The sequence below is a fragment of the Butyrivibrio sp. FC2001 genome (genome assembly GCF_000424125.1).
Classification (GTDB): Bacteria; Bacillota; Clostridia; order Lachnospirales; family Lachnospiraceae; genus Butyrivibrio.
In genome coordinates, this window is sequence record NZ_AUJH01000004.1 from 1 (window position 1) to 15,499 (window position 15,499).

Sequence of the window (15,499 nt, forward strand, 5' to 3'; positions counted from 1 at the left end):
TTTTTGGAATTTTCAGGGTTGCATTACTATTTCATTGTCAATGTGCTTTGCTGTAGCTCGTCGCTCGCAGCTCAGTTAGATTATCATGTTGAAATACCAAAGTCAACACATAAATTTATTAAGAATTTATTAATTACAAGATTTCGGGGTCAAAAATGCCGTTTTTCAGCCGGGACAAGTCTCCAAAAACTCACTGTTTATGCGGCTTTCAGCCAATACAATAAAAAATATAAATCTTTGAATTTTTCTCCAAAAATTTTTAAATTTAATGCTTTACACCCAAAATTCTTCTTATAAAAGAAGTCAATCTGGCTTTTCAGAATTAACGACGATGATTCCTATTACAACAAGTACAAGCGCAATAACGCCTGTATATGAGAATGCTTCCTGATTCTCATTAAGGAATAATGCTGAGAGCATCACGCCCATGACAGGGTTCATAAATCCAAGGATCGAAACCCTGCTCACAGGGTTGTGTTTTAGCAGTATCCCCCACAGTGTGTATGCTCCTGCAGAGATAAATCCCATGTATATAAGGTTAAGTACACATGAAAAGCTTCCAAATACAAGGTGTCCACCCATGAAAAATCCTATGATGAAAAGAACAGCTCCTCCCAGCATGAACTGATAGCCGCTGAGAACAACAGGATTCTCTTTTCGTGAGTATATCTTGATACAGCAGGATGAAAGGGCGTAGAAAATCGCAGCAAGAAGCATAGCTCCCTCTCCTGAAAGAGTAACCGCCTCTGCTCCGCTTATGGCTTTTATGCCTCCAAGTATCAGGAAAATTCCCGCAAATCCGGTGACGCAGCCAATGAACTTTCTTAATGTAAACCTTTCAAAATGGAACAGATAAGCCGCAAGCAGTATGGCGAAGAAGTTCCCGGATGCATTTATGATGGATCCGCGGACACCTGTTATATGCGCAAGTGCCATAAAGAAGAAGAAATACTGTCCTATTGTCTGAAACAGGGATAGTACAGCAATACTTCTTAATGAATTGCGCTTAGGTAAAAGTAGCTTTTTTGCGAGGATTGATCCAAAGCCAACCGTCATTATCCCTGCAAGGAAAAAGCGTGCCCCTGCGAGCATAATCCTTGAAGCCGTATCATCTGAACTTATATGGAAGATTTCGTATGCAATTTTAATAGCCGGCGTTGCGCTGCCCCACAGAACACAGCAGAATAGTGCAGTTAAAAAGGTAATGGGGAACCACGCCCAGATAGATGTTTTCTCGTTTTTCATATTAGTGATGATAGCAAATCCTTAAATTTTTGTAAAAAAATGACGACACCTGAGTGCCGTCATCTAATTTAGGAGTTCTTTTCCTCTTCCATCTTCTTAATGAGTTTATCTATCTCTTCCTGAGAAAGCATAGTCATATCATTTGTATCCGCCATCTCGCCCTCCGTTCTTTGGCTCGTCGTTTTCTGTGAGAACATTTATATCACGCGAGCATGAGGATGTCATTAACAATATCTCAAGATATTATATCTTTCATGAATCCGACAAAACTTATAAATCCAAAGGACAATTTTCATGAATAATTACTTATTGCGTGGGTAATTATTTCATGAAGGAGCTCAGAAAATTAAAAGTATAGTTCAAAATCAGGCTCCTTTATTTCAGTTCGGATACTTCTATTGAATTATATTTCGCATAGCCCTCATGGAGCATATTCGTTGAAAGTTCGCCATTTTCAGACTTTGTAAACTCATAGAGGTTATATTCACCGTTTTCATATTTATAGTCTTCGCCATTATCCTGATAGTGTACATACCTTCCTGCACCGGGTGTAGTGAGGAGGATAAGCTTATCGTATGGCTTTTCGCCGACATACTGAACACTTTCATAGGTAGGAATAATGCTGCCCTCCTTGATGTAGATAGGACATACTCCGAGAGGTGCATCCTTAATGAAGTATGTCTCTCCCTGCAATTTCTCGCCTGTCCAGTAGTCATACCAGGTTCCCTTGGGAAGATATACCATTTTCTTGGTTGCTCCCTGCATAACTACAGGTGAAACAAGGATGTTTTCGCCCACAAGGAACTCATCATTGAGATTATAGGTGTTCTCGTCATCCTCATAATGCAGAACAAGAGGACGCATTATTGGCAGTCCTGTCTCCTGACATTCATGGAAAAGATCATAAATATATGGTAAGAACTTGTAACGAAGCTCAACATACTTTCTATATATATTAGTTGTTTCCTTATTGAATTTCCAAGGCTCCTGATTTCTTGTACCCTTGGCAGCATGGTTTCTGAAGAAGGGTGAGAAAACAGCCGCCTGAATCCATCTGCAAAGCAGCTCAGAATTACAGGTTCCGCCAAAGCCGCCGATATCCGTACCGAGAAGGGCAAAGCCACTCATCCCAAGGCTGCACAGCTGTGGTATAAGCATCTGCAGATGTGCCCAGAGGCTCTGGTTGTCGCCGGTCCATACAGCAGCGTATTTCTGGGTACCCGCATAGCAGGCTCTTGTAATTACAAGAGGTCTTTTGCCCGTCAGCTCCTTCATGCCGCTAAAGGTTGCCATATCCATGAAATGAGCATAAACATTGTGAACCTCCCTGTGATCAGTGGTCCTATCTCCAATATGGAATACAACATCACCGGGAAGCGGTCCCTCAAAGCTTGCAGGCTCGTTCATGTCATTCCAAACGCCCATTACCCCCATATCCGTGAGGTTCTTATGACTCTTGGCCCACCATTTTCTTACGTCTTCCCTTCCAAAATCAGGAAAAGCGGAATCTCCGGGCCATACCTTATTGATATATAAGGATCCGTCCGCTGCTTTAGCAAAATAGTCGTTCTCGACACCTTCGTCATACATAAAATAGCCATCTTCCTTTTTGGTGCCGGGATCGATAATAACTACAGGCTTAAAGCCCACTTTAGAAAGCTCTTCCATGAGCTTTCCTTTCTTTTCATAGAAGTTCTCATCCCATGTGAAGACCTTAAAATTGTCCATATAATCGATATCATACTGCACAGATTCGCAGGGAATCCTGTTTTCTCTCATAGTGTATGCAACATCTCTGATGTCCTTTGCAGATTCATATCCCCAGCGGCACTGCTGATATCCCAGTGTCCAAAGCTGTGGCATGGGCGTTCTGCCTGTAAGGTAGGTATACCCTTTGATAATTTCAGCCATAGACTCGCCGTGAATGTAGTAATAGTTCAGGTTTCCGTCGTCTGCTCCATATACAAAATAACTACTGTTTTCCTGTCCAAAATCAAAATATCCGTGGTAAGTATTGTCATAAAAAAGGCCATAAACTCCGTCCTTCTTCTTACATATAAAGAAGGGTATGGATTTATATAAGGCAGGAACAGCCTCTGTGTGAGCCAGCGGAATATCGGAGTTCCAGTTTTCAAAATAGTACTCTCTCTTATTGAGATAGCCTGTTTTATCACCAAGACCATAGAAGAGATCATCCTTGTCGATAGCCTTTAGATTCTGTACCTTGTAATCTCCATGGATAGATCCAAAGGCCTCATGCCCCTCAGCCTCAAGCTGCTGCATGGACTTTACACTTATTGTCTCACGGATTGTTCTGTCGCCTGTATAGTCAGTCATAAGGACTTTACCCTTTTTATCTGTTACTTCAATCGCAAAGTCCTTCATTACCTTTATATTCACTTTTTTTCCGGAAATGCTCAGCTCATCTGCTGTCTTCTCCACTTTAAACTCGCAGGGAAGCGACTTGTCTCCCTCTACCGCAATTGACTCATAGCTGTCTGTTGCATAGGGAATCTCAAATCTTACGATTTCATCGGTAATAAAATAAATGTTTGCCTTGCCCTTTTCATAATCAAGGGTAAGCTTATTTCCTTCATACTTGTAGTCAGTTATCTTTCCTAATTTCATACTCTTTCCTTTTTCCTTTTATTTTCATACATTGCTTCATCGGCCTTTTTCAGCACATAACTAGCTGTATCCCCTTCTTCCCTTACACCTATTCCATAGGCAAAGTTGATGGGGAAATCGCCGTATTTAGGGTTACACTTTCCGTTCTTTAGCAGAGCCTCTGCTATCCTGCTTAATTCCTCTTTTGTATTTGAAGAAATAAGGCAAAACTCATCGCCTCCGATTCTGAAGAGCTTACCGCTTTCAGCATAGGCATCTGCAAGGGTTTTGGATGTCGCAAAGATATACCTGTCACCTGCTGCATGGCCCATCGTATCGTTGTAGCGCTTAAGATCATTCATATCTATCATCACAATCGTGGCATAATTATTCTTCATATGTGCGATGGTTTTCTCATACGCATTTCTGTTTGGCAGTCCTGACAGAAAATCCTTTTTATTATAGATCTCTGAAACTGCAAGATACATCAGCAGATAAGAAATACCAAGCCCCAGCCAAAGGGTCTTTAGATCATAATTAATCCAGGAGCCAAGGAGTCCAATAAACATGGTCACACCGACAAACGTTGCGAGAAAAGTATCCTCATAATCAAAGGACTTTGCCAAAATCATATCTGCAAGCAAAATAAGGAAGGCCACAAAGCATAGAATATGCATTATGAGGCTCAATGGCTTGAAATACATGTTTGAGTTTTCATGATAAAACAGTATGGGATAAAAAATATTGATGATATCCATGACCGCAAGCAAGATTATAGTTGTAACGCCCACATAGTGTCGTATTTTCCTTATGCTATGCGCATAGATTGCAAAAAATGTACTAAGTGCAAGTGGTATCATAAGATAAACAATACATGTCACTAAATTCAGGATATAGTCTGTTTTTTCAGACTGGGGACACTTGTAGTAAATAACATACCAGAGCATATCAAAAGTATACAGCACAGCAAGAGCAATTCCGGAAACGATAATTCCCTTTTTTGCACTATGTTTAAGATGAATATTATTTAATGCCAGAACAACAACATATATAACAATTGATATTCCAACAATATCGGAAAACTCTAGCCATTCCATCATAATGTTTTATCCCCTACATAAAAGAAAAAACCTTTTTAGCAGATGTTTTCTCCAATTGTGTTTGCCAATATTAATCGATAATAATCCTGAATACAATTATACTCTTAGGAATAATCTATTGCTACCGATATGATTATTAAAGAAATATTAACCGGGAAACGCACGACCTCTAAACCGTGTTATAATAAATATGATGGGGAGAACTGCATTTATGCAGTAAAAATAGTTGTGGGAGGTTCATCAATGCCAGAAACATCATCAATCAAGACAAAATTTGGGCTTACAGGTAATGCCCTTAAGGTCATAGCTATCATAGCCATGACCATAGACCACTCTGCATGGATCGGAGTAGTTGACTATGCTGAGGCTGAACAGCCTTTGCTTTTATTTTTACACACTATAGGACGCTTAACTGCTCCTATCATGCTCTTCTTTGTAGCAGAGGGCTATCATTATACTCATGACTTCGGAAAATACCTTGGCCGCATGGCTATCCTTGCCGTGGTGAGCCATTTCGCTTTTCTGTTTGGCTTTTATAATCCGGCCAACTTCAATCCTTTTGAAAATACGTTATTTAATACCACGAGCATCGCGTGGCCGCTTATGTGGGGACTTATCCTGTTGAAGGTATGGGATACCGAGCGGATCAATGTCCCTCTTAAGGTGCTGATCACAATAGTAGCCTGCGTGGTTACCATAACAGCAGACTGGAGCTGCGCTGCGCCCATGGCTATCCTTATGATGGGAAGAAGCCGTGGTAATTTCCACAGACAGATGCTGTGGCTCATGTCCATAACCTCAATGTACGCAGTTGCTTTCTTTATTTTCAACAATAAGACCTACGGTATGCTGCATATGGCATGCTGGCTGGCTGTCCCGCTTCTGTATCTCTACAATGGACAGCGCGGCAAATTACGCTGGCTTGGTAAATTCTTTTATTGGTACTATCCGTTACACCTGGCACTTTTGGGCATTATCCTGAGAGTCTATATGTGAATTTACAGAATATCTTTTAACGCATTTACGTCAACACCTCGTGACACGCAAAGCGCAGAGGTCGGGCCGCTGTATGATAAGGGATTGCCCTCTATATCTGTCAGCTTGCAGCCTGCCTCCTCTGCTATGAGAGCTGCAGCAGCATAATCCCAAAGCTGCACTCTGAGTTCAAAGTAAAGTCCGCATCTTCCAAGTGCCACACAGCACATATCCCATGCAGCTGTTCCTGATCTGCGAAGATCAACGCATCTTGGAAGAAGCTTTTTAGCAATGTCAAAGGTCTTATCTCTAAGCTCCGTGTAATATGGCGCTGTTCCAAAAACCGCAAGAGAATCTGAAAGCGGCGAATCTGAAGACATTATCTTTTCACCGTTCATATAAGCTCCCTGTCCCGCTGTTGCAGAGAACATCATATCGTCATAGGGATTGTAGATTACGGCCATGTGAGGCTTACCATCCTTGAGCAGACCTATAGAAATAACTGAAGGTCTGTACTCATAGATGAAATTGGAGGTTCCGTCTATCGGATCAAGTACGAAGCAGTATCCGCTTCGCATCTTTTCAGTAAAAACGTCCTGTCCGTCCTCTTCTCCTAAAAATGCAGCCTCAGACAGCACCTTCTGTAGTTTTTCAATCAAAAACTTCTGTATTTTTTCATCCGTCTCAGTGCAGAAATTGGCATGTCCGGATTTTTCCATTATCTTCGGACGTACTGCTGAAAGCATTATTTCTCCGGCTTCCTTTGCAACCTCAATGATCTCACTAATATTCATGTCCATATCCTCTCTTACATTTCATATATTTCAATATTCATAAAATTTCTCAAAACGCTTCGTTAAGCATAGCATACTTATTCATGTATGGTAAAATAAACTAATCAATTAGAAGGATTTTAGAGGTTATATGGTTAAAATAGATTTGATAACGGGTTTCTTAGGATCCGGTAAAACAACGTTTATACGTGAATACGCTAAATACCTGGTTTCCAAGGGTGAGCGAATCTGCATTATCGAGAATGATTACGGCGCAGTAAATATCGACATGGTCATGCTTCAGGAGCTTTTGGGCGATAACTGCAATCTGGAGATGATCGTGGGCGGTGACGGCAAGGAAGCCCATAGAAGACGCTTTAAGACAAAGCTTATCTCCATGGGAATGAGCGGCTATGACCGAGTTCTGATAGAGCCCTCCGGAATCTACGACGTGGATGAGTTCTTTGATGTGCTCTATGATGAGCCGCTTGATCGCTGGTATGAGATTGGAAGTGTGATTTCACTGGTGGACGCTGAAGCTGTTTTTGGTCTTGAAGGTATCGAGCGTTATGTTTTCATGTCAGAGATTGCAAGCGCCGGAAAGCTCATTGTCACCAAGTTATCCGATTCCATAAATCCGGTCGATGTTATGAATGAAGCCAATAAAATAATGGCAGAATTTGGCGGGAAGGCCTTTGATATAGAAAAAGACTTTGTCGCAAAAAATCTTACAGAATATACGGATGAGGATTTTGAAGGTCTAAAAAACTCCGGCTACAGGCATGCATCATATGTTAAGACTCCTATCGAGGATAAGCAGTTTACTCCTCTCTTCTATTTTGATGTGGAAATGAACGAGGATGAGCTTAAGAAGCTGGCTACAGATCTTTTTGCAGATGAAACGGCAGGACATATTATAAGAATAAAGGGCTTTGTCAAAACCGGCGAAAACAGTCAGGTTCAGATAAACGCCACAGAAAAAGGCGTCATCCTAAGCGACATTGTAAGTAGCAGAAACGTGGTCATTATAATAGGTGAGGGCCTTAATAAGGACTACATCAACAGTATTTTCGAGGGCAAGTGCTCAGTGGTATCTCTATGATTTGGTTAATTTCTTTCGCATTGGCAATAATTCTATGCATAGCAGGTGTAATTTATCTTATATCTGCCATAGGCCGCTTTGGGCTATTTCAGCGTATTGAGAAAAAGTGGCTCCGTAACCTTCTGGTATTATGCACAATAGCCTGCGGCTTTATAATTATCACAGTAACGCTGTCATTTATAAATGCGCTTACTGTTCTTCTTCATGTTCTGATATTTTTCCTTCTATCCGGTCTTATCTTTAAGATTATCTCACTCGGAAAAACAAAGAATTTCCGTTTTTATTATCAGGGATGGCTTGCAATAATCACATCTGTTATTTATCTTGGAACCGCTTATTATCTGTGTGTTCACGTATGGGAGACCGATTATTCTCTGAGTACGGATAAAGATATCGCACCTGTTAAAATTGCACTTATCGCAGATTCTCATCTGAGTACAACCTTTGATGGCGAAGGCTTTGCCAAACATATAGAAGAAATTGACAGTAAAAACCCGGACCTTCTGGTGATCTCCGGTGATTTCGTTGACGCTTCCACTAAAAAGGAGGATCTGGCAGTAGCCTGTAAAGCACTTGGAAATGTTAAGGCAAAATATGGCGTATGGTACGCCTATGGCAACCACGACGTAACTAACTGGGGGAACCTTGGCGTTACAAAGGAAGAGCTGGTAGCGGAATTATCCGCAAATAACATACATATTATGGAAGATTCCTATGAATATATTGGGGATTTGTGCATTGTGGGACGAAAGGATGCCCATGTAGCCTCTGACAGAGCAGATATCTCGGACCTTCTATCAGACGTCGATACCACAAAATATATAGTTGTGTTGGACCATGAACCCACGGATTATGATAACGAAGCTGCTTCCCCTGCTGATCTTGTGCTCTCCGGACATACCCATGGCGGTCAGCTGCTTCCTATTACCTATCTGGGAGTCTGGCTTGGATTTAACGATAGCACCTACGGTTATAAGAGAATAAATAACACAGATTTTATCGTAACCTCCGGAATTGCTGACTGGGAAATATTCTTTAAAACCGGTACCAAATCAGAATATGTTTTGATTTCAGTAAATTTCTGAATATTTTATTAATTATTTTTAATTTCAGACTTTTTCTTGTATTCGTATATTACTTTATGTATAATCGTTTTTTGTGGGACAAAAATCGATTCAGACTAAAGAGGATAATATTATGAAGATCATCAAGGAAAAGCTGTTACTAGTTGTCGCGTCTGTAGTTTGCATGATTATCTTATTCGGATGTTCATCCATTCATTCCAAGGCTGCCAGTAAGCAATATTCACTGGACTTTTCAAACGGTAAGACCTATAGCTTCGACAGATATGCGCCGTATACCGACAAAACCCCTGATTCATCTAGAGCCTGCAGAGGCGTCTACAACGTACTTCTATATGATGTAAATATGAAACAGAACGAATCCACCGGCCTTTGGACCTTCTCTAAAAATCCATATCAGGCTATATATAGTAAAACAAATCCCCAAAATCACGCTATTTTAACTTATATTCCTGCCAAAAACTGCTCAGGTATAAAAAAGCTCGAGGTGTCTAAAGCATTGTTCAAGCGTTGCTATAAGGAGCGCTACTTCTACTCTGATGCCTATGCGGATAAAATGGCCACAAATGACATGAAAAGAATTGAGCGTGACTTCGAAGGTTCAGCAAAGCTTGGAAATTCTGTATATACAATAGTTCTTAAGTTTACCGGCAGTTCTGATTCAGATTTTAAGGACGTTCCAAGCAACACAAAAGCTCCTGAACCCGAACAGGTTCCTGATACTGATGAAAAATCAGACAAAGCTGATCAGCCTGAGGCTACAGAGCCTTCTGAGGTTCCTGCTGTAGCAGATAAAAAGGACTCTCAGACAACAGTAAAAGCATCATATCAGCCCGGTAATATCATCAAGGGTACAAACTGCCAGTACAAAGTCCTTGATACAAAGGGAAATGTAGCCTTTGTAAGTGTTGATAACCAGACAAAGGATGTAACTATTCCCGATACCATCGTAGTTGACGGAAACAGAGAGCTGAAGGTAACCGACATTGCAGAAAATGCCTTTAAATCAAACAAAAGCCTTAAGTCCGTTACAGTAGGTGCTAACGTTACAACAATTGGTGACAAGGCATTTTACAAGTGCAAAAAGCTTAAAAAGATCACCATTAACTCCGAGAACCTTACAAAAATCGGAAAAAAGGCCTTTGGTAAAAACTCATCCAAGCTCAAGGTAAAGGTACCGAAATCCTGCAAGAAATCTTATAAAAAGCTTCTTAAAAAAGCAGGCGTTACCGCAAAAGTAACTTCAAAGTAATATAAATCAGCCAGGGAAATGTGTTCCCTGGCTGTCTTTATCTACTCTTATATTTATTTGCAGAAATTCTCTAATCGCTTCTCCTCAGAAAGTGAGGAAATATCAGTATTTTGGAAGATATCCTTAATACGGTCCTTGATAACCAGATTTTCTTTTGCAACAGGTGAAAAATTGTCGTATTTTTTCTCATTTACCTCATCCATGACGCTGTTTTTCCAATCGTCATTTACCAGGGCATCGAAATCATAGACGTATTCCTTATCTCCAGCCTGCGCTGCTTCTTCATTTGTCTCCTGATGCACATCCTCTTCAACAGATTCTGCACTCTGGGTCTCCTCCGTTTCCTGAGCCTCTGTTGTTTCCTGGATCTGCGCAGCCTCCTGCTGAGTGGCATTTCCAGAAGCACAGCCAACGCTCTGGGCGAAAAGAAGTACACTAAACAAGCCTGCAGCCATACGCAAGCATACTGCCACATTCCTATTTTTCATACCCAATAACCTCCGTAAAATAGTCTCCCCTCTATTTCCATTAAATCATAACATATTTGACGGTTTGCTCCAAATTTGGAGATGATTGTAATAGCATGTTATACTTAAATGATACATAGAGATATAAAACCTTGCTAACCACTTTTTTAAAGGAAAAATATATGGAAAAAGAGATATTTGATAAAGAACAGGAACATTTGACAAAGACCTATGACAAGCTCCTGGAGATGAAAAATAAGCTTGAAGACCAGATCACAGCCCTGGATGAAAAGGCCCTTGATGACAAAAACGACATCAGGGACAATATCCGTTTTGATTACGCGGATATTGAGACCACCATGGAAACACTGGCTGAGATCGAGGTGTGGAACCGCTACATCGATACCTACAATGTCGAGAGCAGCTCCCTTGGCAATCGCTTAAACAGCGTAAATAAGCTCTTGGAAGCACCCTATTTTGCCAAGATTCAGCTTCAGTTTGACCCTTCCGAGGAGCCCGAGAGCTATTATATCGGCCGCGCTGCCATCTCTGAAAACGGCTACGATCAGATGGTTGTTGACTGGAGATCTCCTATCGCAGAGGTTTACTACAATCAGGAGACCGGTCACACCCACTACACCGTTGAAGACAGGGAAATTCCTGTGGATCTGCAGCTCCGTCGTCAGTTCGACCTGCAGAAAAACAAGCTGATCTCCTACTTTGATACGCAGATTGCCATTGAGGATCCGCTGCTTTTGCAGTCTCTGTCCCAGACACACTCTGACAAAATGCAGGCAATTACTGCCACTATCCAGAAGGAGCAGAATATCGTCATCCGTTATCCTGACGTACCGGTTCTTCTTGTAAACGGTATAGCCGGAAGTGGAAAGACCTCAGTCTTACTGCAGCGCATTGCTTATCTTTTCTATCAGAAAAGAAATACCCTGCGTCCGGATCAGGTATGTCTTATGACCCTGAATCCCGTTTTCCGTGAGTATATCGATAACGTTCTGCCTGATATGGGTGAGACCAACCCTTTGACACTGACCTGGGGAGAGTTCCTTGAGATGGTCAATGTGCCCTTTACAGATAATGAATATGACTACACTGAAGCAGAAAGCCTGCAGAAAATCCATGATATTTTGCCGACACTTACTCCTGAAATAGGCGATTTCAATGATATCAAGCAGAAGGGCAACCTTGTAATCTCAAGAAAAGAGGTCCTTTCCCTTGTTAACAGATTCAGGAAATTCCCCATGGGTATACGCCTTATTCAGACGGTATCTGATGAGCTTGAGCAAAGAGCTAAAAATGTGCTCCACAACATGGACCGCGACGAGGAAAACGCCTCCGGAAGTACTGCAAAATCCGATTCTGCTGAGGATAACCGCCTTGAGAACGACTTTGGAGGGGCTCTCCGCTATATCAGACATGCGGGCTTCGTAAATCCCCTTCATGTTGCGCAGAGAATTCTTGGCAAAAAGCGCATCACTCCTGCTGAATGGCTCTACACCAAGATGGAGCTAACAGGAATATGTGACCGCAACATGCGCTACGTTATGGTAGATGAGGTGCAGGATTACACCATGGCGCAGATGATGATATTTACCAGGTTTTTCCCCAATGCCAAGTTCATGCTTCTGGGCGATGAATTCCAGGCTATACGTGAAGGCACCATAACCTTCGCCCAGATCGAGGAAATGGCTAAGGCTGATAAAAAGAGATTTGCCACTCTTCCGCTCATGACCAGCTATCGTAGTTCACCGGAAATAACTGACATGTTCGCATCCATTTTGCCCAAGGAAAAGAAGATGATGGTATCCTCCGTAAAGCGCCCCGGTGAAAAGGTTATCACAAAAGAATGCAAGTCCGAGAAGGATTATCTGAAGGAATTAAAGGGCATGATAAAGGAATTCGAGGAAAAGGATGGTCTTACTGCCATAATATGCAGAAATCCTCTTACCCTGGAGAAAACAGCCTCTTTACTTGGGGACAGCGCCCCGCAGATAATTTCAGGGCACGACGCTCTTCCTAAGAGTGGAGCATTCCTCTTAGAGCTTGCTCTTGCCAAGGGCCTTGAGTTTGATAATGTAATTCTGGCTGATGCGGATAGTGAATCCTATCCTGATGATGAGCTCGGAAAACACTGCCTGTATACTGCGATGTCCCGCGCCACAAGAAACCTTGCCATTTTGGCAGATGGATATTTATCTGACCTGTTGTAAATTCAAGAACAAAGAGTCGCTCGCGCCTAAGGCGCGTATGCTATTAAATCCGCTTCGCAGCCGCGAAGCGGATTCTTTCTGAATTTTTTAGTCCTGTTGAAGCTTGATCATATCTATTCTCTCAACAACCCCTATGTCCTCAAGAGCCTTTATCATGCGATATACGGTTGCTGTTCCTATAGATTTATCCTTGCTTCTTACTATGCAGCAGATGTCCTTGCAGGACGCCCCATCGTTTTCTGCTATCACATTTGCCACAAGCTGTCTCTGTTTTGTAATTCGTAACCCCTTGTCCTTTAAAGCTTCAATAATCTGATCATTGCTCATATCCATTCCTCTTATTCTACATTTTTTAATGCCTCACTCATGGGTATACGCCCAATCTTGCGATATTCCAGCACTGCAACGATTACATATGTTATTACTCCCATCAAAAACATCTTCACGTAAACCGACGGATCAAGCCAAATGACCATCCATCCGCTCATCATCTGCTTCAGCATAGCCCTGAAAATTGCCACCATCACATTGGCCAATATCGGGTATGAAATAAGGAGAGATGCTACAACCACAATCGCTGTCGGAACTATGTAAAGCTTTGCTATTTCCATCCTGGAATATCCCAGTATCTTGGCCATGGATATGGACTGCACATTCCTCTCGATAATCAGCTTCGACAGCAGATATATGAGTACAATGAAGAGAATTACAGAGAATCCATCCACCATATACATCATGCTTCCCATAGAGATCTTGAGCTGCCTTGATACTCTCGTAAGTGATTCCTCATCCACAACGGTTCCTATGTACTTTTCATCTATATCAGTTATCTCCGTATCCGAGAAAAATCCGGAGAAAAACTCCTCATCAAATCCCATGATCTCATTCAGGTGCTTTTTACTCATGAAAATTGCTATTCCACCGTCATAATCATAGGTTCCGGTGACCTTAAAGCCGTAATATTTGTCTTCATAGGGCTCCTTTAATGTCACCACATCTCCCTTTTTCAGACCATATTTATCCGCATAGGCTGAGGAAACAAGCACTGTTTTATCATCAAAATCCGCATTGATGAACCTGCTGTTATCCCTGATGCCATATAAGGTCACATCCTCGATTCTGGCACCATGCTCTCCTATGGTCTTCAGGCTGACTGCCGTGAATTTCTCAGCAGTTGTGTTATTGGTGTTAATCTTGCTCTTCAAAAATGTATAAGAAAATGCTGCGGACAGCTCATTGTCCGAATCTATGGTGCCTGCCGGAATCTGAAGCAGGTAGGTGTGCTTTGCAAGCATTGTGTCTGTCACGATTCCCTGATAATGAACGAGAAGAGGCGGCAACATCATTCCAAAGAACAGCAGCATATTTGCAAATAAAAGTCCTACAAAAAGGATAATGTAGCTGCTTTTGTTCTGAATCAGTATCCTGATCCTGAAACGATCGAAAAATCTGATTCCCTTGTTCAAAGGAATCGCTGTTTTCTGCCTTTTTCCCGACAGATCACGCTTTATCAGCTTAAGAGGACTGAGCGAGAGCTTTTTCCTCAAAATGAAATACGTTATCACCAGCATTATGAGCATGGGGATTATGGTAGTTTTCAAAAAAGCATCTGCGCTCCACACCGTCACATAGGTTGGCAGGGAGTAGCTTCCATAGTACATGGCCACGCAGGTATTCTTGAAAACCGTATATCCAAGGATATTGCCGATAATTGCCGCTATGATCGTTACTATAAGAGGCATTGCCATATAGTGCCTTATCAGCTCATGTATGGTGTATCCGGAAGCACGGAGGGTACCGATTACACAAGCCTCCTTATGGATCGTGTTATTTATTGTTATTCCAAAGACAAAGGCCACAATGGCGATAATGATGTATAAAAGCACCTGCATCATTGCCTTATCTTTTCCAAGGTCCTCTCCTGTGAAGGTGATGGATTGATTCAAATAGCCTGGAATAAAGTTCTCAAGGGATGCCTTATCCGCAATATATTCCATCAGCTCATCGGAAATCTCTTTTTCCTCTATATCATCTGCGGGCTTATTATCATAAAGCCAGGAGTAGTTGTAGTGAAGCTCTGAGTCTCCATACTCCTCAAACTGGCTCTTTGAAACCACTGCAACTCCGAAGGCTGATGAATCAAACATCATATCGTTGTTGCTGTAAAAAAGTGCGCTGTAGTCAGATAATGCCACAAGTCCCACAATTGTATAGCTTTTGCCATCAGATATCAGCGTATCTCCTATCCTGAGGCCATTGTTATCTGCATACATTCTGTCTATGCCTATCTCCAGAAGCTCCTCAGGGAGTCTTCCTTCCATAACACAGACCCTGTCTATTTCCTCTCTGTTTGCGTAAATCCTAAGCTTTGTATTGTTATCAAAGCCCTTTTCCACATAGAAGTTCTCGTATATTGTTACGCCCTTGTTTTCTATGCGATTTTTTTGTGATTCAGTCAGCTTGTCTTCTGTCCTGAAATTACCATCTTCTATCGAATATTTTTCAAAGCTCTCATCATACGCCTTTATCATGCTCTCTCCGGCAACTAAAAAGCCTGAGACAAAGCCTATTGAAAGCACAAGCAGTATGAAGATTACTATATATTTACTTATATCCCCAACGAGCTCCCTGTGGAGCCTTTTCTTTAACGGATTTTTCATATCCAGCCCCT

General features: G+C 41.7%; 14 protein-coding genes. 6 read left to right on the forward strand and 8 right to left on the reverse strand.

The window, feature by feature from the left end:
• Positions 1-297 (forward strand): hypothetical protein (locus G601_RS26595; RefSeq protein WP_035790208.1); only part of this gene is annotated, 297 nt, incomplete at its 5' end.
• A 6-nt stretch (positions 298-303) separates the two neighbouring features.
• On the opposite strand, the gene G601_RS0101940 is transcribed toward G601_RS26595, so the two are convergent.
• The 4 genes from G601_RS0101940 to G601_RS0101955 all read right to left on the reverse strand — a co-directional run bounded on the left by G601_RS0101940 (position 304) and on the right by G601_RS0101955 (position 4,952).
• A complete protein-coding gene (locus G601_RS0101940) occupies positions 304-1,245 on the reverse strand; it encodes a DMT family transporter (RefSeq protein ID WP_051205484.1) in 942 nt (313 codons plus the stop codon).
• 68 nt (positions 1,246-1,313) lie between these two features.
• Positions 1,314-1,442 carry a hypothetical protein gene (locus tag G601_RS27075; protein ID WP_255346148.1) on the reverse strand — a complete coding sequence of 43 codons (129 nt, stop codon included), beginning with the start codon at positions 1,440-1,442 and terminating at the stop codon, positions 1,314-1,316.
• Positions 1,443-1,620: 178 nt separating this feature from the next.
• The gene (locus tag G601_RS0101950) at positions 1,621-3,873 is read right to left on the reverse strand and encodes a glycoside hydrolase family 31 protein (RefSeq protein WP_026664313.1); all 2,253 of its coding nucleotides are present in this window, start codon (positions 3,871-3,873) and stop codon (positions 1,621-1,623) included.
• Entirely contained in the window at positions 3,870-4,952 is a 1,083-nt protein-coding gene (locus tag G601_RS0101955; protein ID WP_026664314.1) for a GGDEF domain-containing protein, read from the reverse strand. Before G601_RS0101955 ends, G601_RS0101950 begins: the two co-directional genes overlap by 4 nt.
• Before the next feature lie 243 nt (positions 4,953-5,195).
• On the opposite strand from G601_RS0101955, the gene G601_RS0101960 reads away from it, so the two are divergent.
• Positions 5,196-5,948 carry a TraX family protein gene (locus G601_RS0101960; protein ID WP_026664315.1) on the forward strand — a complete coding sequence of 251 codons (753 nt, stop codon included), beginning with the start codon at positions 5,196-5,198 and terminating at the stop codon, positions 5,946-5,948.
• Positions 5,949-5,950: 2 nt separating this feature from the next.
• On the opposite strand, the gene G601_RS0101965 is transcribed toward G601_RS0101960, so the two are convergent.
• Positions 5,951-6,721, reverse strand: coding sequence for an inositol monophosphatase family protein (locus G601_RS0101965; protein ID WP_026664316.1), 771 nt, complete (start codon positions 6,719-6,721; stop codon positions 5,951-5,953).
• Positions 6,722-6,851: 130 nt separating this feature from the next.
• Between G601_RS0101965 and G601_RS0101970 the strand changes: the two genes are divergently transcribed.
• The 3 genes from G601_RS0101970 to G601_RS0101980 all read left to right on the forward strand — a co-directional run bounded on the left by G601_RS0101970 (position 6,852) and on the right by G601_RS0101980 (position 10,136).
• Entirely contained in the window at positions 6,852-7,802 is a 951-nt protein-coding gene (locus tag G601_RS0101970) for a GTP-binding protein (RefSeq protein ID WP_026664317.1), read from the forward strand.
• The gene (locus tag G601_RS0101975; protein ID WP_026664318.1) at positions 7,799-8,887 is read left to right on the forward strand and encodes a metallophosphoesterase; all 1,089 of its coding nucleotides are present in this window, start codon (positions 7,799-7,801) and stop codon (positions 8,885-8,887) included. The genes G601_RS0101970 and G601_RS0101975 overlap by 4 nt, the downstream gene beginning before the upstream one ends.
• A 112-nt stretch (positions 8,888-8,999) precedes the next feature.
• Positions 9,000-10,136 carry a leucine-rich repeat domain-containing protein gene (locus G601_RS0101980; protein ID WP_026664319.1) on the forward strand — a complete coding sequence of 379 codons (1,137 nt, stop codon included), beginning with the start codon at positions 9,000-9,002 and terminating at the stop codon, positions 10,134-10,136.
• 53 nt (positions 10,137-10,189) lie between these two features.
• On the opposite strand, the gene G601_RS0101985 is transcribed toward G601_RS0101980, so the two are convergent.
• Entirely contained in the window at positions 10,190-10,624 is a 435-nt protein-coding gene (locus G601_RS0101985) for a hypothetical protein (protein WP_026664320.1), read from the reverse strand.
• Between the two features lie 161 nt (positions 10,625-10,785).
• Here G601_RS0101985 and G601_RS0101990 point away from each other — a divergent pair, with 161 nt between their 5' ends.
• Positions 10,786-12,828 (forward strand): HelD family protein, encoded by a 2,043-nt coding sequence (locus tag G601_RS0101990; RefSeq protein ID WP_026664321.1) that lies wholly within the window; start codon positions 10,786-10,788, stop codon positions 12,826-12,828.
• Positions 12,829-12,915: 87 nt separating this feature from the next.
• Here the strand turns inward: G601_RS0101990 and G601_RS0101995 are convergent, their stop codons facing one another.
• Both G601_RS0101995 and G601_RS0102000 read right to left on the reverse strand, forming a co-directional pair.
• Positions 12,916-13,155 (reverse strand): Fur family transcriptional regulator, encoded by a 240-nt coding sequence (locus tag G601_RS0101995; protein WP_026492743.1) that lies wholly within the window; start codon positions 13,153-13,155, stop codon positions 12,916-12,918.
• An 11-nt stretch (positions 13,156-13,166) separates the two neighbouring features.
• Positions 13,167-15,488 (reverse strand): ABC transporter permease, encoded by a 2,322-nt coding sequence (locus G601_RS0102000; RefSeq protein WP_026664322.1) that lies wholly within the window; start codon positions 15,486-15,488, stop codon positions 13,167-13,169.
• Positions 15,489-15,499: the final 11 nt, after the last annotated feature.